Annotated in this window: 21 protein-coding genes; 14 read left to right on the plus strand and 7 right to left on the minus strand. The window is 33.9% G+C overall.

What is annotated here, in order from left to right:
• The first annotated feature begins 61 nt into the window (after positions 1-61).
• The 3 genes from EKM00_RS04815 (at position 62) to EKM00_RS04825 (ending at position 4495) form a co-directional block, all read left to right on the plus strand.
• Positions 62-988, plus strand: coding sequence for a homoserine kinase (locus EKM00_RS04815; RefSeq protein ID WP_126515433.1), 927 nt, complete (start codon positions 62-64; stop codon positions 986-988).
• 124 nt (positions 989-1112) lie between these two features.
• Positions 1113-2402, plus strand: a complete 1290-nt coding sequence (gene thrC, locus EKM00_RS04820) for a threonine synthase (RefSeq protein WP_126515434.1) — start codon at positions 1113-1115, stop codon at positions 2400-2402.
• 665 nt (positions 2403-3067) lie between these two features.
• Positions 3068-4495 carry a hypothetical protein gene (locus EKM00_RS04825; protein ID WP_126515435.1) on the plus strand — a complete coding sequence of 476 codons (1428 nt, stop codon included), beginning with the start codon at positions 3068-3070 and terminating at the stop codon, positions 4493-4495.
• A gap of 84 nt (positions 4496-4579) precedes the next feature.
• On the opposite strand, the gene EKM00_RS04830 is transcribed toward EKM00_RS04825, so the two are convergent.
• The gene (locus EKM00_RS04830) at positions 4580-5488 is read right to left on the minus strand and encodes an SH3 domain-containing protein (RefSeq protein ID WP_158614878.1); all 909 of its coding nucleotides are present in this window, start codon (positions 5486-5488) and stop codon (positions 4580-4582) included.
• A gap of 1301 nt (positions 5489-6789) precedes the next feature.
• On the opposite strand from EKM00_RS04830, the gene EKM00_RS04835 reads away from it, so the two are divergent.
• The 5 genes from EKM00_RS04835 to EKM00_RS04855 all read left to right on the plus strand — a co-directional run bounded on the left by EKM00_RS04835 (position 6790) and on the right by EKM00_RS04855 (position 11015).
• Positions 6790-8190: an MBL fold metallo-hydrolase gene (locus EKM00_RS04835; protein ID WP_126515437.1), complete on the plus strand. Its 1401-nt coding sequence runs from the start codon at positions 6790-6792 to the stop codon at positions 8188-8190.
• A gap of 11 nt (positions 8191-8201) precedes the next feature.
• The gene (locus EKM00_RS04840) at positions 8202-8519 is read left to right on the plus strand and encodes a rhodanese-like domain-containing protein (RefSeq protein ID WP_126515438.1); all 318 of its coding nucleotides are present in this window, start codon (positions 8202-8204) and stop codon (positions 8517-8519) included.
• 272 nt (positions 8520-8791) lie between these two features.
• Positions 8792-9100: a DUF202 domain-containing protein gene (locus tag EKM00_RS04845; RefSeq protein ID WP_126462775.1), complete on the plus strand. Its 309-nt coding sequence runs from the start codon at positions 8792-8794 to the stop codon at positions 9098-9100.
• Between the two features lie 67 nt (positions 9101-9167).
• Positions 9168-10382: an MFS transporter gene (locus tag EKM00_RS04850; protein ID WP_126515439.1), complete on the plus strand. Its 1215-nt coding sequence runs from the start codon at positions 9168-9170 to the stop codon at positions 10380-10382.
• Positions 10383-10442: 60 nt separating this feature from the next.
• Complete coding sequence (locus EKM00_RS04855) at positions 10443-11015, plus strand: TlpA family protein disulfide reductase (protein ID WP_126515440.1); 573 nt, start codon at positions 10443-10445, stop codon at positions 11013-11015.
• Positions 11016-11502: 487 nt separating this feature from the next.
• Here EKM00_RS04855 and EKM00_RS04860 read toward each other — a convergent pair whose 3' ends face one another.
• Positions 11503-11949 carry a tellurite resistance TerB family protein gene (locus tag EKM00_RS04860; RefSeq protein ID WP_158614879.1) on the minus strand — a complete coding sequence of 149 codons (447 nt, stop codon included), beginning with the start codon at positions 11947-11949 and terminating at the stop codon, positions 11503-11505.
• A 401-nt stretch (positions 11950-12350) separates the two neighbouring features.
• On the opposite strand from EKM00_RS04860, the gene katG reads away from it, so the two are divergent.
• Positions 12351-14603 carry a catalase/peroxidase HPI gene (katG, locus tag EKM00_RS04865; protein WP_126454723.1) on the plus strand — a complete coding sequence of 751 codons (2253 nt, stop codon included), beginning with the start codon at positions 12351-12353 and terminating at the stop codon, positions 14601-14603.
• 306 nt (positions 14604-14909) lie between these two features.
• Here the strand turns inward: katG and chrA are convergent, their stop codons facing one another.
• The 4 genes from chrA to EKM00_RS04885 all read right to left on the minus strand — a co-directional run bounded on the left by chrA (position 14910) and on the right by EKM00_RS04885 (position 17648).
• Complete coding sequence (chrA, locus tag EKM00_RS04870) at positions 14910-16040, minus strand: chromate efflux transporter (RefSeq protein ID WP_126515442.1); 1131 nt, start codon at positions 16038-16040, stop codon at positions 14910-14912.
• The gene (locus EKM00_RS04875) at positions 16030-16461 is read right to left on the minus strand and encodes a DoxX family protein (RefSeq protein WP_126515443.1); all 432 of its coding nucleotides are present in this window, start codon (positions 16459-16461) and stop codon (positions 16030-16032) included. Before EKM00_RS04875 ends, chrA begins: the two co-directional genes overlap by 11 nt.
• Before the next feature lies 1 nt (position 16462).
• Positions 16463-16942 (minus strand): hypothetical protein, encoded by a 480-nt coding sequence (locus tag EKM00_RS04880; RefSeq protein WP_126515444.1) that lies wholly within the window; start codon positions 16940-16942, stop codon positions 16463-16465.
• A gap of 295 nt (positions 16943-17237) precedes the next feature.
• Positions 17238-17648 carry an OsmC family protein gene (locus EKM00_RS04885; RefSeq protein WP_126454715.1) on the minus strand — a complete coding sequence of 137 codons (411 nt, stop codon included), beginning with the start codon at positions 17646-17648 and terminating at the stop codon, positions 17238-17240.
• Between the two features lie 243 nt (positions 17649-17891).
• Here EKM00_RS04885 and EKM00_RS04890 point away from each other — a divergent pair, with 243 nt between their 5' ends.
• Genes EKM00_RS04890 through EKM00_RS04900 form a run of 3 tightly spaced genes read left to right on the plus strand, consistent with a single transcriptional unit; the run spans position 17892 to position 19428 of the window.
• Entirely contained in the window at positions 17892-18512 is a 621-nt protein-coding gene (locus EKM00_RS04890; protein WP_126515445.1) for a hypothetical protein, read from the plus strand.
• 50 nt (positions 18513-18562) lie between these two features.
• The gene (locus EKM00_RS04895) at positions 18563-18946 is read left to right on the plus strand and encodes a hypothetical protein (protein ID WP_126515446.1); all 384 of its coding nucleotides are present in this window, start codon (positions 18563-18565) and stop codon (positions 18944-18946) included.
• Positions 18947-18960: 14 nt separating this feature from the next.
• Positions 18961-19428 carry a PEGA domain-containing protein gene (locus EKM00_RS04900; RefSeq protein WP_126515447.1) on the plus strand — a complete coding sequence of 156 codons (468 nt, stop codon included), beginning with the start codon at positions 18961-18963 and terminating at the stop codon, positions 19426-19428.
• Between the two features lie 249 nt (positions 19429-19677).
• Here the strand turns inward: EKM00_RS04900 and EKM00_RS04905 are convergent, their stop codons facing one another.
• Positions 19678-20736 (minus strand): sensor histidine kinase, encoded by a 1059-nt coding sequence (locus EKM00_RS04905; RefSeq protein ID WP_126515448.1) that lies wholly within the window; start codon positions 20734-20736, stop codon positions 19678-19680.
• Between the two features lie 653 nt (positions 20737-21389).
• Here EKM00_RS04905 and panB point away from each other — a divergent pair.
• Positions 21390-22208 (plus strand): 3-methyl-2-oxobutanoate hydroxymethyltransferase, encoded by an 819-nt coding sequence (gene panB / locus EKM00_RS04915; RefSeq protein WP_126454705.1) that lies wholly within the window; start codon positions 21390-21392, stop codon positions 22206-22208.
• A 91-nt stretch (positions 22209-22299) separates the two neighbouring features.
• Positions 22300-22989 (plus strand): RluA family pseudouridine synthase, encoded by a 690-nt coding sequence (locus EKM00_RS04920; protein WP_126454703.1) that lies wholly within the window; start codon positions 22300-22302, stop codon positions 22987-22989.
• Positions 22990-23015 lie beyond the last annotated feature (26 nt).

The raw sequence follows: 23015 nt of genomic DNA on the forward strand, positions 1-23015 counted from the left end.
ATGTTCATTCCTAAGACTTTACCACTTTATGACTTTAGACTTTAGAATTAAGACTATTATTATGAACGAAATAAAAATATTTTGCCCTGCCACAATCGCTAATCTTTCTTGCGGGTTTGATGTCCTTGGTCTGTGTTTAGAAACTGCTGGTGACGAAATGATTATTCGGAAATCAGACATAAAAGGGATTCGCATCACTAAAATTGTGGGTGCCGACTTGCCTTTGGAAACCGAAAAAAATGTGGCTGGAGTATCAGCTTTGGCTATGCTGGAAGCTGTTGAAACGGAATTTGGATTCGAAATCGAAATCTACAAACACATCAAAGCCGGTAGTGGAATTGGCAGCAGTGCCGCCAGTTCAGCGGGAGCAGTTTTTGGAATCAACGAATTATTAGGGCGTCCATTTACACGCAAAGAGTTAGTTTTATTTGCCATGCAGGGCGAAAAACTAGCCAGTGGAAACGCTCATGCGGATAACGTTGCTCCTGCCCTTTTGGGTGGATTCACGCTAGTAAGAAGTTCCAATCCATTGGATATTATCAAAATAGAAAGTCCCTCTGAATTGTATGCCACCGTGGTTCATCCTCAAATTGAGTTGAAGACTTCGGATGCGCGATCGGTGTTGAAGCAAACAGTTTCCTTGAAAAGTGCGATTATGCAATGGGGAAATGTAGGCGGATTAATCGCTGGATTGTACACCAAAGATTATGACTTAATTGGTCGATCATTGCATGATGAAATCGTAGAACCGTTGCGTAGCGTTTTGATTCCGGGATTTGATTTAATCAAGCAAACTGCTTTAGAAAACGGAGCTTTAGGTTCCGGAATATCAGGTTCTGGTCCTTCTATTTTTGCTTTAAGCAAAGGAAAGGAAACTGCCGATAAAATTGCCAAAGCCATGAGTGTTATTTACGACGAAATGAATTTACCATATGAAATTCACGTTTCAAAAGTGAATGACGAAGGGATTAAAATAATAGCCCCATAACCCCTAAAGAGGAATAAAAAAAACACAGCGATTTTAAAATTACAATAAATACATTCTAAATCCAGTTTCGTCTCCCTTCCCTTTGGGGAGGGTTGGGGTGGGGATTCTATAAATACTATACACAATGAAATATTACAGTTTAAACCATAACGCGCCCAAAGTTTCTTTCAGAGAAGCTGTAGTACAAGGATTAGCCACAGATAAAGGATTGTATTTTCCGGAAACAATTACCCCATTAGCACCTGCTTTTTTTGATACCATCGAAAATTTAAGCCATGAGGAAATTGCTTTTGAGGCGATTAAACAATTTATAGGTGACGAAATTCCCACAGACACTTTAAAACAAATCATTGCCGAAACCCTGTGTTTTGACTTCCCCGTGGTCGAAGTCGAAAAAGATATTTATTCCCTAGAATTATTTCATGGACCAACAATGGCTTTCAAGGACGTAGGCGCGCGATTCATGTCGCGTTGTTTGGGGTATTTCAATAAAGATAACGCCGACAGTAAAAACACGGTTCTTGTTGCCACTTCCGGTGATACGGGAGGTGCTGTCGCCAGTGGTTTCCTTGATGTAAAAGGTGTGGAAGTGATTATCCTTTATCCATCAGGAAAAGTGAGCGATATTCAGGAACGACAATTGACTACTTTAGGACAGAATATCAAAGCGCTTGAAGTGGAGGGCGTTTTTGATGATTGTCAGGATATGGTAAAGAAAGCGTTCTTGGACGAAAGTCTAAAACATAAAAACTTAACATCTGCGAATTCAATAAATATTGCGCGCTGGCTGCCCCAAATGTTTTATTTTTTCTTTGCGTACAAAGCATTAAAAAAAAGAAACAAACCGTTAGTTTTCTCTTGCCCAAGTGGGAATTTTGGGAATATCTGCGCGGGTATTATCGCAAAAAAAATGGGATTGCCTGTTCAACATTTTGTAGCGGCTACGAATGCAAATGACACGGTTCCACGGTTTTTAGAAAACGGAATTTACGCCCCAAAACCATCTAGAGCTACAATTTCGAATGCGATGGATGTGGGGAATCCAAGTAATTTTATCCGAATTCAGGAAATGTATCACAATGACTTAGAGCAATTCAAAAAAGATTTCTCTTCGTTTACTTTTTCTGATAAAGAGACTTTAGAAGCCATGACTACCATCTATAATATATCCGGCTATATTGCTGAACCTCATGGAGCAGTGGGTTATTTAGGATTGAAAAAAGAATTACAAAATTACCTAAATGCTATTGGTATTTTCCTAGAAACCGCCCACCCTATTAAATTTTTGGATACGGTTGAACCAACATTAAACGTAAAACTGCCTATTCCTACCCAAATTGAAAGCGTTTTAGGAAAGGACAAAGTAAGCGTGAAAATTAAAACCTACAAAGAATTGAAAGCATTTTTGGAATAAAATTTTCTCAAAACAATTAAACTACTATGGCTTAAATATCCATAGATTTGGTTTGCCAGACTAAAGTCTGCAAGATTAAAATGGGAACAAAAAAAATCAAACCGCAGATTCGCAAATTAAACACATCAAAGCTGAATAAATAATTCGCAAGTTCTTGGTGAAATTTTTAGAAGCGAAAGTGAAATGTACCAAAGTGCATAGTTTTAACTATATTCTGTATGAAATAATAAAAAACGACTTAGAATTCAATTTTAATCATTTTTTATATCCAAATAAATCTGGTCTTAAGATGGTTCTAAACTTTTGTTTTAGAACACAAAAAAAACAATTCTACCAATTTTACGCATCAATTTTAAATATATAATTATGAGTAATTTACAGGAAAACAAAGCGATAAATTCTGTCACAGAAAAATAAAATTCAAGATCTAAAAATATAGCTTGAATATGACTTATTTAATACTTACTTTTGCAAAAAAATTGAGTTGTTTTCTTTAGGCCTTGTATGGGTATAAAAAACAACATCAACCCCATTAAAAAAACGAAGTATTTAAGAATCTGTTTCAATGTAACTAAAACAACAGATAAAAAACACTCCAAAAAAACTACCTGATAAAGTAGCTTCCCATATCAACATAATTTATTAAAAAAAGGAGAAAAAAGTGTATGACGGATCATAGCATGAATGCTGTTAGTTTTGAAATTGAATTATTGGATAAACACAAAGACTATAGAAATCATTACAGATCAAATGATTTGTATTGGGGCGTAGGAATCGAAAATGAATGCTATTTAGAGTTTGAAAACCATCGTGTGGTGGACAAAGATTTTTTGCTTACTAAAGGACTTCATGAAAAGTATAGTGTTAATCATTTTAAGAATTACAAAGAAAACATATACCAGAATTCATTGCTGAAAATATTATCCGATAAAGAATATTATTTGCCGGTACTGATGAATTCCCATTCGTTTACAAAAACGGACATTAACAACCAACATAAGACTTTTGATCCCATAGATAATGAACCAAATCCTGACTATTCAGGGGAAAGTATCTTTGAAATACTACAAAAAAACAATCCTTATTTTATAGACGAGCTTCAAAAAGAATTCATTTTTGATGGTGACACAGTTGAATTTGTTACGCAAAAATTTTACAAAACAGATGTTGACTCGGTTATTGCTGAATTAGCTACAATAAAACAAGGTTTCATACACCATTTACAAAACGCTTTTGATAAAGACAAAATCTTTACGGAATACGGCCCTGTAAAAATATGTGCTGTAAACCATCCCTTTGCTATATTTATATCAAACGACACGAATTATTCTGTTTTTAATAATATGACCTATCACTTCAATTTAACTATTCCAACTGAATTAAATAGTGATGGAGAAATTAAGGATAAATTAGGTTTTATAAAAAAACACCAGAGAGCAATTCGATTATTCCAATGGCTGAGCCCCTTGTTTATGATAAAATTTGGTTCTTCTGATTATTTATCGCACAATGACAGCAGCGTCAATTTGACAAAAGCATCACAACGATGTGCTATGTCAAGGTACATTGGTGTGGGCACTTATGACACCAATGTGATGAAAACCGGGAAGATTGTCCAGATGAATTTTGACGAACATCCCATGCATGAAAATCCAATGTGGTGGGTGAACCGTTATTCTGAAATATCGGATTACGAAAAGATTGATAAAATTGGCCTAGACATCAATTTTCACAAGCACAAAAATCATGGTATTGAGTTTCGAATATTTGATTATTTCGACGAAAAACACCTACAGGAGGTTTTGAATTTTCTTGTTTTTATTATGGATCATGCCTTATTAAACGAAATAGAAAATCCTATTTGCGATTTGGAATGGAATAACTTTGTTTATGAATCTATTATACACGGCAAAGAAACGGACGTACCAGCAAACCTTATCGTACTTTTAGAAAACATACTGTCTGTTAAGATAGAATCTACTGATCCTTTATTAATTTACGAACAAATATACAGCAGTTTACACGCTCGTTATTACGAAAATGGCTTTTGCAGTTCTTTACTAATTAAAAAGCAAGTACTTCAAATGCACTAGTATCTTTTTAGAAAAACCTGAAAGTATGTATACTTCTTAGTGACTTAACCCCACAAGAAGTATACTATTTACAAGAGGTTTTAATTAATCATGATAATAAAAAATAGCAGAAGCGTACCCACTTTCAGGATCATTATTACTCCACCAATCTGCTCTAATTTCTGAAAAATAATTATAATTATCAGCTCCTGCCTGAGACTGCAGCGGATAAATTACTTTGCCCTCTTTCCTGTAGGCTTTATCGGTATCTGTTTCTGGCACCACTACTACTATATGCCCGGATTTATTTAAAATAATTCTTTTGGCACAAATGATTCCTACACCACCATTGGCATTTACTTTCTCTTGAAGTTCATTAACATCAGCGATTCTTTCCCATCCAAACTCATTTCCGGATTGTAAAAACCAATCATAGATGTAATTTGAATAAAAAGGCCTTACCGTTTCATCAAAAATAACAGCCACTTCGTTCCCTTTCTCCAGTTCCTCAATTGCCTTATCCGTCCATCTCAATCTGGGAATATAGACCTTGGCAAAAAAGCAATAATCAAAAGTATAAATATTACAATAGGTATCCGATGCGTCTTTCTGATACCGAAAACTTTTTGAAACATCCAGTGCAGTGATGATGTTACGAATTGACGTCAGTTTAGACTCAAGACTAGTTAAATCCCTAAAAGGAATTGAAGGATCACCAATAGGTTTGTACGTTTCCTCTTTACTGTCAAGACTTGCTCGTGCACCAAGTTCAAAATTAGGCACCTCAATATCCGTACTTTTTTCAGTGGCTTCATCTACGAGCTCGATATCTCTTGAAAATACAAAACCCTCTGTTTCAGTATTAAAAAGCTTTACTTTCCACCAATCTGATGCTGTTTTTTCAATTAATTTAACAGTATGTCTAAACGGTATTTTTATTAAAATTTTGGAATTATCATGCGTTGCCGGAAAATCTCTTAGATTTAATAACGGGGTAGCGACTCTATATTTCATACTAATCAGTTTCTTATAAATCATTCTACCGCCAAAATACTAAAAACAACTAACAAAGCACCACCAGAAGTCGTTATTTTAAGATTTTTTTTAGAAACTAATAATGCCTGATAACAATAAATAGTGTTATTTAGTCAGTAAAAAAGGGAGAGTGCACATTCCGATTTAGAAGAAATTGAAAATGTTTTAGACATTGCATTTAAAGGTATACTCTAAAAACATAAACCAATTGAAAAGTGATTATTACTAGGTTTTTTATTAAAATATTTTGATTCAGTGTCAAATAGAGCGCAGTCGAGATTCTTTTATTACTCACCGCACTTACGATTATTAGTAAATATGAGCGATCTTAAATATATATTCAAAAATAAATTTAATCCGAAAAGAAAAAGAAATAATCAATATCAACTATTCAATTCTTCTTCTGCAAGAATTAAAATTGTCTTTAAAATCGCATTTCAAAACACCTACTAAAAATCAAAACGGCGAAGAAAATTTTTCCACAGTTTTAGTTGTATCACAATTTATTAAACTTAAATCACTTTCCACCAGTAGACGCATAGCACATGAGCCCGCCTTTTTGCATAGTAAACACAATCAATTCATTAGACTATTTACCTCTATTATGGGATAATGCTTTTTTATTAAAATCAACGACAATTCCAATTCGATTTATCTAAAACTTTTTAAAAAACAAGAAAATTAAAACACAAAAACAATTTATCAATTACATAAAGAATACAAAACGTGGCTAAACGAACTTTTGTTTGACAAAGATGACCTTTCAATTATGGCAAACCAACTTCAGGAAATAGCAGGAAAAAACACTTCCAAAAAGGTGTTCATCCTAGATGATCATTTTCACAATTAGTTAGCCATCCTAAAAGAGCAAATTGACATTTTAAATTAGGATCTCAAAAACCATAAATCCTTCCTTGAAGCACTCGTTCGCAGAAATACTGCTGATATTGAACATAAAAAATTTCAGGCTATTGCAAAATACCGAGAAAATATTGCTTTTTTAAAAATATTTAAAAGTTAAGAGAATAGTTGATTGGTTATTTATCAAAATGGATGTAATCCTAAAAAATTATTCCATTCAAACTAAATCCATTTTAAAAATCAAAAAAAAAGGATTCCTCAAATAGCCTCAAAATAATTGTAGAACAGTTTGTTCCAGTTTGGAATTGATAGACCTACAAATAATTCTATTATAAACGTTTATGTAACATAAGTCACCAATTTTAATAAAATCATATCCTAATTTTGTCCAATAATTTAGAAACTTAAAAATAAACGATATGTATTTTCAACACATTTACGACAAGAGTCTTGCTCAGGCAAGTTATTTTATTGGCTGTCAAAAAGCAGGAGTTGCCGCAGTTATCGATCCTAAAAGGGATGTTGACACCTACCTTGAAATTGCCAAGCAGAACAATATGAAAATTACTCATATTTTAGAAACACACATCCATGCTGATTTCCTCGCTGGTTCCAGAGAATTAGCCGCTTTGACGGGAGCAGAAATGTACCTCTCAGCGGAAGGCGGATCCGATTGGAAATATGAATTCCCTCATGTTGACCTTAGCGAGGGCGATGTTTTAAAACTTGGAAACTTAAAAATAGAGGTCGTTCACACGCCAGGACATACTCCGGAAAGCATTAGTTTTCTGCTAACCGATACTCCCGCAAGCAATGAACCCGTAATGTTATTTACCGGTGACTTTGTATTTGTTGGAGACATAGGAAGACCAGATTTGCTTGAAAAAGCAGCAGGAATGAAAGGAACACAGGAGATTGGTGCTAAACAAATGTATCAATCCATTGCCAAATTCGATGCATTACCTGATTATATTCAAGTTTGGCCTGGTCATGGTGCTGGTTCCGCTTGTGGAAAAGCATTAGGAGCTGTTCCAAGCACCACTATAGGGTATGAAAAAATAAGAAACTGGGCTTTTCAGTATAAAAATGATGAAACTGGTTTCATACATTATTTATTGGAAGACCAACCGGAACCGCCAAAGTATTTTGCGATGATGAAAAAACTAAATAAAGTAGATCGTCCGCTTATTACAACTATTCCAAAATTAAAACAACTGGATTATAGTGAGTTAACAGCAGCTTTAGAAAAAAGAATCAAATTGATAGATGCCAGAGATAAAACAGAATTTTCTAACGGATTTATTCCGGGAAGCATCAACATTCAAGGGAACAATTCATTTGCCACTTGGGCAGGATGGTTTCTTACTTATGAAGAACCTTTTATGTTGCTTGCCGATGAATCACAATTAGATGATTTGACCAGAAAACTAATGCGTATTGGATTAGACAACATTCACGGGTACATTCCTTCTACGAAAATATGGGAAGAAAATGGCGGTTCTTTGGAGAAAGTAAATCAAATTACAATAGAAGAATTTAAAGCCTTACAACAAGAAAAAGACGTTCAGGTAGTTGACCTTCGTGGCGCTGCTGAATACAAAGCAGGTCACATAAAAGGAGCTAATAATGCATTTATAGGCACTTTAGTAAATAATTTGGACAAAATAAGTAAGGAAAAAAAAGTGTTAATCCATTGCCAAGGAGGTGACCGGGCAACAATTGCCTATTCATTATTAGCGCGAAATGGTTATAAAAATGTTCTCAATTATTCTCCTGGAATGAATGAATGGGTAAGCCAAAATAATCCTATTGAATACTAAAAAAAACAATTATGTTCGGAATTTTTAAAAATATATTTTCAAAAAAAGACACCACACAAATGGAAAAAATACTAAAAGAAGGTGCGTTCCTTGTAGATGTTCGCACACCTTCAGAATTCGCAGAAGGTCACGTAAAAGGTTCAACCAATATTCCTTTGGATCAAGTGGCGAGCCAATTGGAAAAATTCAAAGAAAGAGAGCATATTATTGTTTTCTGCCGTAGCGGTAATCGCAGCGGTCAAGCCCAAATGATTTTGGAACAAAATGGTTTCAAAAACGTGACCAATGGTGGTACTTGGCAAGATGTAAACGAAGCGATAAGCAAATAAACAGCTGTTGTTTTAATAATAGTGTATGCAGTTTAAAACAAGAAAAGTAGTTGTTTTAAACTGCATATTTATTTATTCAGCAATGAAAATTAGAGGACAATAAAAACACTTTGATTTTATTCTACTTACAAATACTGAAAAAACATTTGATTTTTCAAATTCATTTAAATAAAGAAGTAAATTTGATAGTGCTTTTAGAAAAAATTTTCATTTTTACTCTTCTACGAAACAAATACAACTAAACTACTTTTTGCACTTAATTATAAAATAATATGGAAACAAAAAAAGCAGCAAACAAAGACTTAATTTTAAGAGAAAAATTAGCATTGCAACGGACTGTATTGGCCAACCAATCTACTTTTCTTGCCTTTTTGAGAACGTCAATGTATTTTTTGATTGCGGGTTTAAGTTTGAGAAATCTGCTCAAAATTGAAAATAGTTTACTGATTGAAATCGCACTTTTTATCACTTCATTTATCATTTTTGTTTTTGGGACAATCAACTATTTCAAGCATAAAAAATCCATCCTAGAAAATAAAAAACACATAGGTGACTACCAATTAGAATATTACAAATTATAAGAACTTACACTTTTTTATTCCTAACTTCTTTTTTAAACGGAGATTTTAAATTCATAAATTACATCAATTGAAAACAAATACAACCAAACTAGGACTGAAAGAAAATTGGAAACAATTTACTATTTTGGTAATTGTCAATGCCTTTGTCGGCGGAATGATAGGAATGGAACGAACTATTATTCCAAAATTTGCTGAGATTGAATTTGGTATTGCTTCAAAAACGGCTATTCTCTCTTTCATCATTGCCTTTGGAATTACAAAAGCCATTACCAATTATTTTACGGGCAAACTGGCGAACCGTTTCGGGAGAAAAAATCTGCTTTTATTCGGTTGGATTCTGGCCATTCCTATTCCTTTTATTTTAATTTATGCTGAATCTTGGAACTGGGTGATTTTTGCCAATATTTTATTGGGAATTAGTCAAGGACTTACCTGGAGCAGTACAGTGGTGATGAAAATTGATTTGGTTGGAGAAAAAGATCGTGGACTTGCGATGGGACTCAACGAGTTTGCCGGTTATTTTGCCGTTGGATTAGTTGCTTTTCTGTCAGGCTACATTGCACAAAAATATGGCATTACGCCCTACCCTTTTTATTTGGGAATTGGGATTTCGATAATTGGTTTTTTATTGACTTTATTTTTTGTAAAAGATACCCGAGTATTTGTTCATCAAGAAAACACAACGAATAAAACTAAAAAATTAGATACTATTTTTCTTGAAACTACTTTCAAAAACAAAACATTAAGCACCATAACACAAGCAGGATTAGTCAATAACCTGAATGACGGCATGATTTGGGGACTTTTACCTATTGTGTTGCTTTCTTTGAATTATGATTCACAGAATATTGGAATTATAACCGCCATTTATCCTACTGTTTGGGGTTTTGGACAATTGGTAACCGGAAAAATGTCTGATGTTTATTCGAAAAAAAAGATGTTGTTTTGGGGAATGTTACTTCAGGGAATAGCGATACTTTTTATTCCTTTTGCTGCAGCATTCTATCAGTTGGCCGCAATTTCAGCATTTTTGGGTTTAGGAACGGCGTTAGTCTACCCCACCTTTTTATCTGCCATCGCACAAGCTACAACTCCACATCAAAGAGCAGAAAGTATTGGCACATTCAGGCTTTGGAGGGATTTAGGATATGCGATAGGCGCGATTATTTCAGGAATAACAGCTGATTTATTCGGTGTAAATTATGCTATTGTTCTAATCGGTGTCATCACCATTGTATCATCACTAATTATTGAAATCCGAATGCCGAAAGACTCTTTATAAAAAACAACCCGCTAATTTTAATCTAAAATCATCTCTTTTTAGAGAATAATAATTAAAAAAATGGAGCCAAAAAAATTAAAAAAATGGACTGTTCAAAATATTGTTTTTATCGTATTAATAGCACTACTTCTGTTCAGTCCGTTGGGCACTTTTGTAAAAGTAGAACTGAATCGATTAATTGCTTTTTCGCCTAAAACAATTGCCGTTATGGATCAAAAAGAACTGTCAACTTATCAATGGCAATTAAAAGACGCCACCGGAAAGACGGTGTCATTGGACGCATACAAAGGTAAAATAGTATTCATTAATTTCTGGGCCACCTGGTGTCCACCTTGTATTGCCGAAATGCCAAGCATTCAAAAATTATATGTTGATTATCAAGACAAAATAGTCTTTTTGTTTGTGACAACGGATTCCTTCGAAAAAGCAAATGCTTTTATGATTAAAGAAAATCTGACACTTCCTGTGTATCAATCGGTAACCAATCCTCCATTAGAAATGGAATCAGCGACAATTCCGGCAACCTATATTATTAATCAATCAGGAAATGTAATCGTAGCCAAAATTGGAACAGCAAATTGGAATAGTGATTCGTTCCGAGAAATGCTAGACGAGTTATTAAAAAAACAGTAGGACCATCCGTATCAAATTAGTATAAAATAATTTGTGTGATTTTTTTACACAAAAAATACTGGATTTTTTTTAATCCAAATAATAAAATTTCATAATCAGATAGTGCAGTACTAAATACAGTAAAGTTCCCACTATGGCTAATGTAGCAAGCCAACTAATCAAATTGAGTACAACATTAGGGATAAACTTCAGTCTGGGATGCGTGATTATTGGTTCCCTCCGAAGTCTTTTGTGGATACTTTCCTTTGCTATTTTGATTTTCTTTTTGATAATCAATAATTTTTTTAAAACAACAGTTCTGGATAATTCTTGTTGTTTTTGGATCCCTAATTACAGTGCTGTAAAGTACGTAATAAATTCAACATAAATAACGCATCAAACCAAAAAAGAATAATGCAATCCAAAATACTCTTCAAATTGTTCAGTCATACAAAATCAGTGTACATCAAACCTCTTTTATATCACGACTCGGTTTAAAGTGTCCTAATTATATCCCTTTGATATTTCCTCTGTTTTTCAAGAATATCACTTCAATTATTTTACTGGTCATTGCCGCCTCTATTTGGAGTCGATTAGACAATACTTCAATTATGTTTTTTTCTTCCTTCTCCAATTTTCCATCCGCAAGTAGTACTTCTAACGCAAGTGCAAATATGGTTTCTTTATCTTCTTTCTGAATCCATTCACAACAGGCAGAAAGGTATTTTAATTGCCCCATTTCAATTCTTAAAGCATAGGATTTTGCATAAAGAAGCGCAATATCGATTCCTATAAATTGCTCTTTAGAATTCAATATCCGCGATAATGTTGCTGTTTCCGAATCAGTAATTTGATTGTCCGCAGAAATGCAAGAATATAAAATTCCAACCCAAGCTTCATGAGCTGATACTATCAGATTTTTATTTTTGTTTTTATTATCATCAAATAAACTCATTTTTTTTGTTAAAGTTACAGATAACAGCACCAAGGAAGACTTAGTTTGGGATTTAATTATCATTTATTTTTTAGTGCATGGTAAATTTATCCGTGTAAGGCCAAAATAGTATTATGTCACTGCTGGACGATTCCATAACCACCTTTGCTATTCCATTTCCCTTATTTAAACATAAATTCGAACTAAAAAAGAGTGCAGCCCACTACTCGTCAATTAGTATGCTTAGAAGCACCAAAATGCTAACACACAAACACAGATGACTTTTTAATTGATTTTTTTTAGTAAATTTATAAAATCAGAATGAATGACAACCGCTATAGTTTTTATCTATTAAAAATTAATTTAGAGAAAGTTATTTATATGTAGTTTTGCTATTAAGAAAATAAAAAATAAATCATACTATGGAAAATAACACAAACCCAAGCTCCACGTCCTACAATGTTAACGGAGAAAACAAATGCCCATTTAATCATGGTGCGAGTGCAGGTACTCCTGCAAAGCAAGGTGCTGGTTCAGCTCCTACAAATCGCGAATGGTGGCCTAATCAGTTAAAATTGAATATCTTGCGCCAACACTCTGAACTGTCAAACCCTATGGGTGATTCATTCAATTATGCGGAAGAGTTCAAGTCTTTAGATTATGCTGCCTTAAAGCAAGATATTATGGATTTATTGAATACTTCGCAGGATTGGTGGCCGGCAGATTATGGTTTTTACGGCGGATTCTTTATTAGAATGGCATGGCATAGTGCAGGAACCTACCGTATTGCTGACGGACGTGGTGGTTCTGGAGCTGGTACACAACGATTTGCACCACTAAACAGTTGGCCTGATAATGCGAATCTAGACAAGGCTCGTTTGTTGCTATGGCCTATTAAACAAAAATATGGCAGAAAAATCTCTTGGGCTGACTTATTAATTTTAAGTGGTAACTGTGCATTTGAATCCGCAGGATTTAAAACTTTTGGTTTCGCTGGAGGTCGAGAAGATGTTTGGGAACCAAATGAAGATATTTATTGGGGTTCAGAGCGGGAATGGTTGGGAGACAATCGTTACAATGAAGAACGCGAATTAGAACAACCGCTAGCCGCAGTTCAAATGGGATTAATCTATGTAAATCCAGAGGGGCCTAATGGAAATCCAGATCCAGTATTGGCCGCTCATGATATTCGTGAAACGTTTGCTCGTATGGCAATGAATGATGAAGAAACCGTAGCGTTAAGTGCTGGTGGACACACATTGGGTAAAACACACGGTGCTGCAGATCCAGATAAATATGTAGGTCCAGAACCGGCTTCAGCCCCTATTGAGGAGCAAAGTAAAGGCTGGAAAAACAGCTTTGGAACCGGAAATGCAGGAGATACAATAACTAGCGGTCTCGAAGGAGCATGGACAACAACACCCGCAAAATGGAGTAATAACTATTTCGAAAACCTTTTTGGATACGAATGGGAATTGACCAAAAGTCCGGCTGGTGCGCATCAGTGGAGACCAAAAGATGGAGCAGGTGCTGGATTAGTTCCAGATGCACACGACCCTTCTAAAAGTCATCAACCGTTTATGCTAACCACAGATCTTTCATTACGTTTTGATCCAGCCTATGAAAAAATATCAAGACGCTTTTTAGAAAATCCGGCAGAATTTAATGATGTATTTGCCAGAGCATGGTTCAAGCTTACTCACAGAGATATGGGACCAAAAGTACGCTATCTGGGACCAGAAGTTCCTGCTGAAGAACTAATTTGGCAAGATCCAATTCCTGCGGTTACACATCCATTAATAAATGATCAAGATATAGTTAATCTTAAAACTATTATTCTTGATTCGGGATTATCTGTATCGGAATTAGTTTCAACTGCCTGGGCATCAGCTTCTACTTATCGTGGCTCTGATAAACGTGGGGGTGCTAATGGAGGTCGCCTACGTCTAGCACCTCAAAAAGACTGGAAAGTAAACAACCCAGCACAGCTAGAAAAAGTACTTAACAAACTGGAGAACATCAAAAACGAGTTCAATAATGCTCAATCTGATAGTAAACAAGTTTCAATTGCTGATTTAATTGTTTTAGGCGGTAGTGCAGCGATAGAGAAAGCGACATCAATAGCTGGTCAAACTATCTCAGTGCCATTCACACCTGGACGTACAGACGCATCACAAGAACAAACAGATGTAGAATCATTTGCTGTTCTTGAGCCTCAAGCTGACGGTTTCCGTAACTATGTTAAAACAAAATATACAATATCAGCAGAAGAAATGCTGATTGATAAAGCACAATTATTGACCTTAACAGCTCCAGAAATGACTGTTCTTGTAGGCGGTATGCGTGCATTGAATACAAACTTTGATCAGTCTCAAAATGGTGTTTTTACAAAACATCCAGAAACCCTTACAAACGATTTCTTTGTAAACCTACTTGATTTAGGTACCACATGGAAAGCAGTTTCTGAGTCAGATGATGCATTCGTAGGAAGTGATCGTACAGCAGGCGGATTGAAGTGGATAGGAACTCGTGTAGATCTTATTTTTGGTTCTAATACGGAACTAAGAGCCATTGCCGAAGTGTATGGGTACAAAGACGGTCAAGAAAAATTTATAAAGGACTTTGTAGCAGCGTGGACTAAGGTGATGAACCTGGATCGTTTTGACTTACTGTAATTTAGATTTTATAATTTGTTTAAAAAGGTGGTCTGGCAACAGATCACCCTTTTTATTATCTAAAAATTTCAGATTAATTTCTTCTTTTCTTTAGAGCTTATAAAATTTTTGTTCAAAATAATCCTTTGTATGATGATGTCTTTATAAAAATATTTATAGCGGATTGCTTCTTTTGATTCATAAGGACTAAAAAGTCTATTTTAATTATCGTCAGAAAGAACACGAAAAAAGATTTTTCCTATCAACTCTGAGCCAACTAACAACTAAATGCTGCTACTCGCTTATATTAACTCATCGCTTATTTCATCAAAAAAACGTCAATAAGTACCCCAATAAAGATCCTCCCAAAACTATAAAAGCACTATTTATTTTTTTTAAACTAACGATCAAAACCAAGCTTAAAATACCAATAAAAATTGTCTTCCAATCTGTAACGACATCTTTACCCATTTCAAAACAAACCGAAATAATAATAGCTACTGAAGCCACATTTACAGCATCTAGGAATACTAAAAATAATTTTGAGTTCCGCAACTTCTTTACTAGCGGATTGAGAAAAGAAACAAAAAGAAACGAAGGCAAAAAAATCCCAATAGTAGAAACAATCGCGCCAGAAAGTCCATTGATTTGATACCCAATAAATGTTACCGAAGAAAAAACGGGTCCAGGTGTAAACTGCCCAACTGCTATTGCATCATTAAGTTCTTGCCTTGATAAAAGTCCTGTTGAGACCAATTCTGCATCAAGGAAAGCAAATAAAACATAACCACTGCCGTAAAGTAGAGCACCTATTTTTAGAAATATCCAAAATAGATTTGAGTTTGTTACCGTTAAAAAAGAGTTATTTAGTCCCTGCAATAATACTAAAGGAAAAATACTGTTGGTGTGAGTCAATTTGTTATTTCTGATTAAATTCAAAAATAAAGCAAGAAAACCTGCTCCAAACATTAAATAAATTTCATTGAAATTCAACAAGGAACTAATTAAGACTAAAAGCCCAATGAATATTAATTCAAATGATTTTAATGATTTTTTTGCTAAAGGAAAAACTGCTCCAAGAATAATAGAAATAATTACAGGATTTATACCATAAACAAAATCGTGTAATTCGGGAAGTTGACCGTAGTTTTTGTAAAGCCATGCAAAAATTCCGGTAATGAAAACTGCAGGAATAATAAAGCAAAGACCTGCGATAATTAAGCCATTCCAACCTGCTTTTTCATGTCCTATATGTAGAGCCATCTCGGTACTGTTGGGTCCAGGAATTAAATTTGTTACACCAATCAAGTCAAGAAAGTGCTGCTCATCAAGCCACTTCCTTTTTATAACAACCTCTTGATGCATCATTGCAATATGAGATGCAGGACCTCCAAAACCAATTACGCCTAGTTTAAAAAAAAGTTTTGCAAGATCTTTTAACTCAGCATTATTTTTCATTCTTCATCAAAGCTTTATCCACAGACCAAAATCCACTCCCTTTTATTAGTAAATAAAAACTACCTAAAAGCATTGCCCAATCAGTTCTGCTCCCATGAAGCAGTTCCCAAAATCCTTTTTCCAAATAAACATCTGATTTTGTTGTTGTAAATGCTACTAGCATAACTATAAGTAAAGGAATACTTGCTAAGCGCGAACACAACCCAATTAAAAGTAAGAAGCCACAAATAATTTCAAATGCACCAACAAAACTTCCTAATAAATCTGGTGAAGGCAAACCTATTTTTTCAAATCTACCAGCTCCGCGAATTGCAGGAAATAAAAACTTTTGAATACCTTCCGATAAAAACACGACTCCTACTATAAGACGAATGATTATTGTAGTTTTTGAATTGTCTGTATTAATGATTTTTTCTAACATATTATTTTCTTATCGGTGATTGTCTGTCTATGGGTGTCTTGATCGTAAAAAAAGGTACGTTTTCCATGGCATGACATCGGTTACAGTTAATTGTTACGTTCTCAAATTCTTTATTAAAGATTACGGGGTCTTTACTTTGAATACTTTTTTTCATTTTGGGTAAAATAACTGTCAAAAAATGATCGGCTGATGCTGTTCTTTTGGGCCTCCGCTCAAGACCATTTTTTATGGCGGTTTCTATTTTATCTATTTGATACTCCGCATACTCCCAATTTTGGTCTTGTCCCGCCCAAAATAGTTCTTGATACCGATATCCAGTCTCTAACATTGCATAGTCAAAACCACGAAATTGTTTTTCAATGGTCCGGATTTGCTCTGCTTCTGTTCCTTTAATCCAGTCCCCTTGTTGGTTACCTTTATCCTTTTGTTGGTTACAAGCAAAAAGACCAAATGTTGCAATAAGAATAACTATTTTTTTCATTTTTTGTATTATTATTTTTTTTAAACACAATTAAGTAAGTTCAAAGTTTAAACATCATAAAGTCAAAAGGAGCAATATTCTAAAAAATAGTTTAAAATCAATCTGTTGTGTCATTTTGTTTAATTTTAAAACACTGCATTATACAAATGTTGCTACTTAGACTTTCTAAAAAACAAGATAAAACTAATTGTACATTAAGTAAAAAGATCTGTAATTCTGTTTTTTTTAGTTCATCAAACACATAAAAAAAGGCTCAATTTAAAATTAAATCGAGCCTTTTTGATGCCTATATTTTTTAAACTAAGGTAGCAGTCGAAGAAATTGCAGCATTTAAGACTTTAGAAATAGGACAATTTTTTTCTGCTTTAGTTACTAATTGTTGAAAAGCATCTTCTGTTATTCCGCCAATTTTTGCTTGAAGCATCAGGTGTGAGGTAACAATTGTTCCATCAACTAAATCAATGTCGCATTTGGTTTCTATACTTTCGATTTCAAACCCTTCTTCACTAATGTAGGCCGAAAGTTGCATCGTAAAACAGCCAGCGTGTGCTGCAGCGATAAGCTCTTCAGGATTAGTCCCCACTCCTTCTTCAAAACGAGATTTGAATGAATATTGGGTATCTTTAAGTGTGGTACTTTGTGTGGTTAGTTTTCCGGCTCCCTCTTTGAGTGAACCATTCCAGACTGCGGTTGCATTTCTTTTCATAATTATAAATTTTCTATTTTACCAAATTTAGTTCTTTTTAAAAAAAATAGTATCGGATATCCGTTTTTTTTAACTAATATTTAAACTTAAATCAAAAAAAAATAAACAAAAACGTGGTTAAAATAAATACTGTTTAATTTTAATAGTATCAATAAATTATTTATGTTTGCTTTTTGAAAAAGTATACTTTACTTACAAAAAAAACTAATTGACAACAAATAAAAAAAACTAATTAATCAGCAAATGAAATTAACTAAAATTATTTTTTTATTATCGACTATAATTGCATTAAACAGCTGTGCTTCAGCGTACAAATCAATACATCCCGCTTCACTTAATTACATTTCGAACAACACACTTCATGGAGTAACGCTGGAATACAAATATGATTTATTAAATAAGAAATACGCAAAGAAAGAGACTAAAAAAGGGCTTCGAATAGTAGCTATTAAAGTAAAAAACGACACTGAAAAAGATTTGGTTTTTGGAAAAGATATAAAATTAAATTTTGAAAGTGGAAATGAATTGTATCTATTGGAGAATGAAAAAACATTCAAATCTTTAAAACAGAGCCCAGCCTCCTATTTGTTTTATTTATTATTATCTCCAATTCAATTTTTTACTACAAAAACCAATTCAAACGGAATGACGGAGCAAACTAGCTCGACACCAATAGGACTGATTATTGGACCCGGATTAGCCTTAGGAAATATGATTGTTGCGAGTAATGCCAATAAAAAGTTCAAAACTGAGCTGAACGATTATTCCATTAATGGCAAAATAATAAAAAAAGGAGAAACTGTTTTTGGGCTTATTACTTTCCAGTCTGATAATTATAGTGCTATTAAAGTTAGAGTAGAATAAAAAATTCCCTATATAATAATAATAATAATAATAACCAATTCCATCTGACAATGAAAAGATTATCTCTTCTCGTTTTTGTGTTTTTAGCTTTTAGCTGTAGTCCAAAAATCACTTCTAATTTTGAATCCTCAGAAAAACCTCTTACAATTGAAGACCCCGTAGTCTTTCTTGATGTTCATCATGCAATTCCTGAAGGTGCCAAAAAAATAGGAAATGCCAGATATCAAGACAGTGGTTTCACAACCGATTGTGATTTTAACTCACACCTGACAAAAGCCCGAAAATTAGCCCGAGAAAAAGGCGCTAATCTTGTAAAAGTAACCGAAAAGAGAACTCCCGATATATGGAGTCTTTGTTATCGCATCAAAGTAGATTTCTTTTACTATGACGGCGACGTAACCACGATCCCCCAATATAAATTACAACTTAATTAATTATACACACTCTAATGAAAAAAACAATTTTTATCTCTACATTATCCCTAGCGCTACTAATGAGTAGTTGTGCTACAATTGTTTCCGGATCTAAACAAAAAGTAAATTTTAGAAGCAACCCAGCTGCGGCCTCTATTTTTATTGATGAAATCGAAGTAGGAAAAACGCCTTTTGAAATCAAACTGGAACGAAAAAAAGAACATCATGTGATGATTAAATTAGAAGGATACCAAACATTTGAAACTAACTTAACTAAAAAATTCAATGCTTGGTATATTGGAAATATTTTATTTGGTGGCTTGATTGGTATCATTGTAGATCCTATTACCGGGGCAATTTACAACTTAACGCCAAAAGAAGTCAATGCTGAAATGAATAGAGGAACCGCTTTCAAAATAAATAAAAGTGAAGTGTACATCGCAGTCGCTTTAAATATAGATCCAAACTGGAAAAAAGTGGGTCAATTAAAAAAAACGAACTAATACAAAGTATTTACACCGATAGCTATGGAATCACAATGCGGTTTAGGTGTTATAAAAAACACCTTTTTACCGTTCTCTTTTTATCCCTGCTAATCATAAACCAAAAGCTGTAACGCTATTCCAAATCAAGAATAGAATTACAGCTTTATTTTTTAGTGCACCGAATAATCTTATTTTTTGCAGTGCTTTAACTATTTTTCGTGGATTTCGTCTGCCCTAAAAAGGACAAAACACATTTGAAAACTATTTTTAGCCCTTTTTTGTATCAAAAACAATTGAAAAAGTAGCCCCTTTATTGGTCCCACTGCTTTCTGCATCAATTACACCGTTGTGCCGTTCTACTATTTTTTTGCACAAATACAATCCAATTCCTGTAGAAGGCTCATTTGAAGTGCCCGACATGCTCATTTTAGTGAATTTTTTAAATAATTCGCCACTCTGTTTTTGATCAAAACCTACTCCTGTATCCTTCACTTTTAAATACAGCTTACTATCATCAAGATAAACATGAACTTCAATTTCACTATCCGGATAGGAAAATTTTATAGCATTATCAATGACGTTTACTAAAACTCGAATCAACAAATCATCATCAATTTTCAAAAGTGCCTCCTTTACGTCAATTGATAAAACTAGTTTAATATTTTTGACCACTAACACCTGATCCAATTGTTTTGCCACCATAGAAAAAACAGGTAAAAACTGAATTAAGGAAACCTGAGAATTTCTTTTGATAATTTGATCTTGTTCCTTTAATAATGTGATAAAACGTTCAATATAATGAAATTGTTCACTACTGGATTGAGCTATTAACTCCGCTAGTTCTTTTATATAATCCGAAGATTCCTCCTCTAAAATAAGTAATGCGGCCGATTTTGAATTTCCTACAAAATTTCTTAGATCATGCGAAAGCAAATAAACTAAATCTTGTTTTTCAATGATGAAATTTTCGTTATCAGCTATTGATTCTTGAATATTACTCATTAACAACCCTGCTTCATCCGAAAAATTAGTGGGCAAAGAAGGTATTGTCCTGTCTTTCCGATACGCAATTAATGACCTGGAAGCTAATTCAATAGGTTTAATTAGTTTCTTTAAAAAAAATAAAGTGACTGCTGTTGCCAATAAAGTAGTAATCAACGCAAAAATTAAAATAGAATCGGATGAAATCGCTTTACTTCCATAAAGTACAAAAAATAACAATCCAATTAATGGAATATGAATGCCTATAAATGCAACAAACAGGAATTTGAAGGCATAACTATTTTTAAGAAAACCAATCCGAGACAATTTTTTATACAACTGCATAAATTTATTCTTTTTAACGTGTAAATGTATTAGTAAAAAATTATAGAACGCAAAAATTCCAATTAATTTTTATCTTATCGGTAACACACAATGAATATTCTAAAAAAAACTCATCAAGCTACCTTCTGCGAGTGTCAATAAGGTAACTAATTTTCCAATGGTTGTCTTTTTTGAAAAGTGCAAACGCGTTCACCCTACTATGACTTAATGCACCATTAACATAAAACTCATAAGGTGTCCAGACATGCGCTATGGCTCCATCTTTTTGAATAAAGTACCTGATAATTTTTCAGGAAATTTAAATTCAATGGAATGGAAGCAATGGATTTATAAAATGCCCCCTAATTTTTTCATGAGAAAACAAAGTGTTCTTTTCATTCTCAGCAATGGATTGAAGTATAAATGTATCGTCACAAAGCAAATACAATTGAAGTGAATCTCTGGTCTGAAAAACTTGAAAAAAAATATCAATTACGCTTTCAACTTATTGATTTTAAGAATAGTAATATTCTGATTAAAGCAATAAAGTAAGTACTAGTGTTTTTCGTATGATTAATTTATTGATTAATATGTATCCGAAACAATATTAGTGTTACATTTTTAACCTAAAATTATACAATTGAGTACCTTTACCTTCTCAAATAAAAGGAAATATGTCTGTCGCAAAAAAAGATTATAAAAGGATTACTACAAAATCATTGATTGAAATGAAGGCCAATGGAGAAAAAATTTCGATGCTCACCGCATACGATTACACCATGGCAAAAATCGTTGATACGGCAGGAGTTGATGTAATATTAGTGGGAGACTCCGCTTCAAATGTTATGGCTGGTCATGAAACTACATTACCTATTACGCTGGATCAAATGATCTATCATGCCTCCTCTGTGGTAAGAGCTATTGAAAGAGCTTTGGTAGTCGTGGATTTACCCTTTGGAAGTTACCAATCAGATCCAAAAGAAGCCTTGCGCTCTGCCATCAGAATCATGAAAGAAAGCGGTGGTCATGCCGTAAAACTAGAAGGTGGTAAAGAAATTAAAGACTCTATCAAGAAAATATTAAACGCCGGAATTCCAGTTATGGGACATTTAGGCTTAACACCACAATCCATTTATAAATTTGGAACCTACACCGTTCGCGCCAAAGAAGAGGAAGAAGCACATAAATTAATCGAAGATGCTAAATTACTGGAAAGACTAGGCTGTTTTGCTTTAGTTTTAGAAAAAATTCCAGCTCATTTAGCCGAAAAAGTAGCTCAAAGCATATCGATTCCAGTTATTGGAATTGGTGCTGGTGGTGGTGTTGACGGACAAGTTTTAGTAATTCATGATATGTTAGGCATGAACAACGAATTCAGTCCGCGTTTCTTAAGAAGGTATATGAATTTATATGATGGAATGACAACGGCCATTGGCCAATATGTTGCAGATGTAAAATCAAGTGATTTCCCGAATGCTAATGAACAATATTAAATTTGACTTCTAAGATGAGTAGCCTTTAATAGTATTTTATTATTGTAGAACACTCTTAGAGTACTGGAAATCGAACAATCTAAAAATCCAAATGAAAATAATTTCTACTAAAAACAACCTGCAAATACTTCACGAAGACAATCATCTTCTTGTAATTAACAAACGCGTAGGAGATATTGTTCAAGGGGATAAAACGGGGGATAAACCCTTATCAGATGTGGTTAAAGAATACATCAAAGATAAATACAACAAACCCGGGGAGGTTTTCCTGGGTGTTGTACACCGCTTAGATCGACCAACAACCGGAATAGTAGTATTTGCTCGAACCAGTAAAGCTCTGACTCGAATGAATGAATTATTCAGTACCCGAGAAACTCAAAAAACATATTGGGCCATCGTCAAAAACAAACCTGCCAAGGCAACAGATAAACTCGTTCATTATTTAAAAAGAAACGAAAAAAACAATAGTTCAAAAGCGCATGAAAAAGAAGTTCCTGACAGCAAATTAGCCAGTTTAGAGTATACAATTATCAAAGAACTAAACAACTACTATGCTCTTGAGATCAATCTTCATACGGGAAGACACCATCAAATAAGGGCACAACTTTCAGCGATTGAATCGCCAATTAAAGGGGATTTAAAATATGGTTTTGATCGTAGCAATCCAGATGGAGGCATTCATCTGCATGCTCGAAAATTGATGTTCGTCCATCCAGTTACAAAGGAAAATATAAAAATAATTGCCCCTACTCCAAATGATGTGATCTGGAATGCCATTTGACACTAAAAAACAGTATTTTTACTTTC

Origin of the sequence: Flavobacterium sp. RSP15 (genome assembly GCF_003968755.1) — a bacterium.
Taxonomy (GTDB): domain Bacteria; phylum Bacteroidota; class Bacteroidia; order Flavobacteriales; family Flavobacteriaceae; genus Flavobacterium.

Excerpts from the sequence above, each read along its gene's own strand:
- EKM00_RS04815 (WP_126515433.1), top strand. The coding sequence starts at position 62 with ATGAACGAAATAAAAATATTTTGCCCTGCCACAATCGCTAATCTTTCT.
- thrC (WP_126515434.1), top strand. The coding sequence starts at position 1,113 with ATGAAATATTACAGTTTAAACCATAACGCGCCCAAAGTTTCTTTCAGA.
- EKM00_RS04825 (WP_126515435.1), top strand. The coding sequence starts at position 3,068 with ATGACGGATCATAGCATGAATGCTGTTAGTTTTGAAATTGAATTATTG.
- EKM00_RS04830 (WP_158614878.1), bottom strand. The coding sequence starts at position 5,488 with ATGAAATATAGAGTCGCTACCCCGTTATTAAATCTAAGAGATTTTCCG.
- EKM00_RS04835 (WP_126515437.1), top strand. The coding sequence starts at position 6,790 with ATGTATTTTCAACACATTTACGACAAGAGTCTTGCTCAGGCAAGTTAT.
- EKM00_RS04840 (WP_126515438.1), top strand. The coding sequence starts at position 8,202 with ATGTTCGGAATTTTTAAAAATATATTTTCAAAAAAAGACACCACACAA.
- EKM00_RS04845 (WP_126462775.1), top strand. The coding sequence starts at position 8,792 with ATGGAAACAAAAAAAGCAGCAAACAAAGACTTAATTTTAAGAGAAAAA.
- EKM00_RS04855 (WP_126515440.1), top strand. The coding sequence starts at position 10,443 with ATGGAGCCAAAAAAATTAAAAAAATGGACTGTTCAAAATATTGTTTTT.
- EKM00_RS04860 (WP_158614879.1), bottom strand. The coding sequence starts at position 11,949 with ATGAGTTTATTTGATGATAATAAAAACAAAAATAAAAATCTGATAGTA.
- katG (WP_126454723.1), top strand. The coding sequence starts at position 12,351 with ATGGAAAATAACACAAACCCAAGCTCCACGTCCTACAATGTTAACGGA.
- chrA (WP_126515442.1), bottom strand. The coding sequence starts at position 16,040 with ATGAAAAATAATGCTGAGTTAAAAGATCTTGCAAAACTTTTTTTTAAA.
- EKM00_RS04875 (WP_126515443.1), bottom strand. The coding sequence starts at position 16,461 with ATGTTAGAAAAAATCATTAATACAGACAATTCAAAAACTACAATAATC.
- EKM00_RS04880 (WP_126515444.1), bottom strand. The coding sequence starts at position 16,942 with ATGAAAAAAATAGTTATTCTTATTGCAACATTTGGTCTTTTTGCTTGT.
- EKM00_RS04885 (WP_126454715.1), bottom strand. The coding sequence starts at position 17,648 with ATGAAAAGAAATGCAACCGCAGTCTGGAATGGTTCACTCAAAGAGGGA.
- EKM00_RS04890 (WP_126515445.1), top strand. The coding sequence starts at position 17,892 with ATGAAATTAACTAAAATTATTTTTTTATTATCGACTATAATTGCATTA.
- EKM00_RS04895 (WP_126515446.1), top strand. The coding sequence starts at position 18,563 with ATGAAAAGATTATCTCTTCTCGTTTTTGTGTTTTTAGCTTTTAGCTGT.
- EKM00_RS04900 (WP_126515447.1), top strand. The coding sequence starts at position 18,961 with ATGAAAAAAACAATTTTTATCTCTACATTATCCCTAGCGCTACTAATG.
- EKM00_RS04905 (WP_126515448.1), bottom strand. The coding sequence starts at position 20,736 with ATGCAGTTGTATAAAAAATTGTCTCGGATTGGTTTTCTTAAAAATAGT.
- panB (WP_126454705.1), top strand. The coding sequence starts at position 21,390 with ATGTCTGTCGCAAAAAAAGATTATAAAAGGATTACTACAAAATCATTG.
- EKM00_RS04920 (WP_126454703.1), top strand. The coding sequence starts at position 22,300 with ATGAAAATAATTTCTACTAAAAACAACCTGCAAATACTTCACGAAGAC.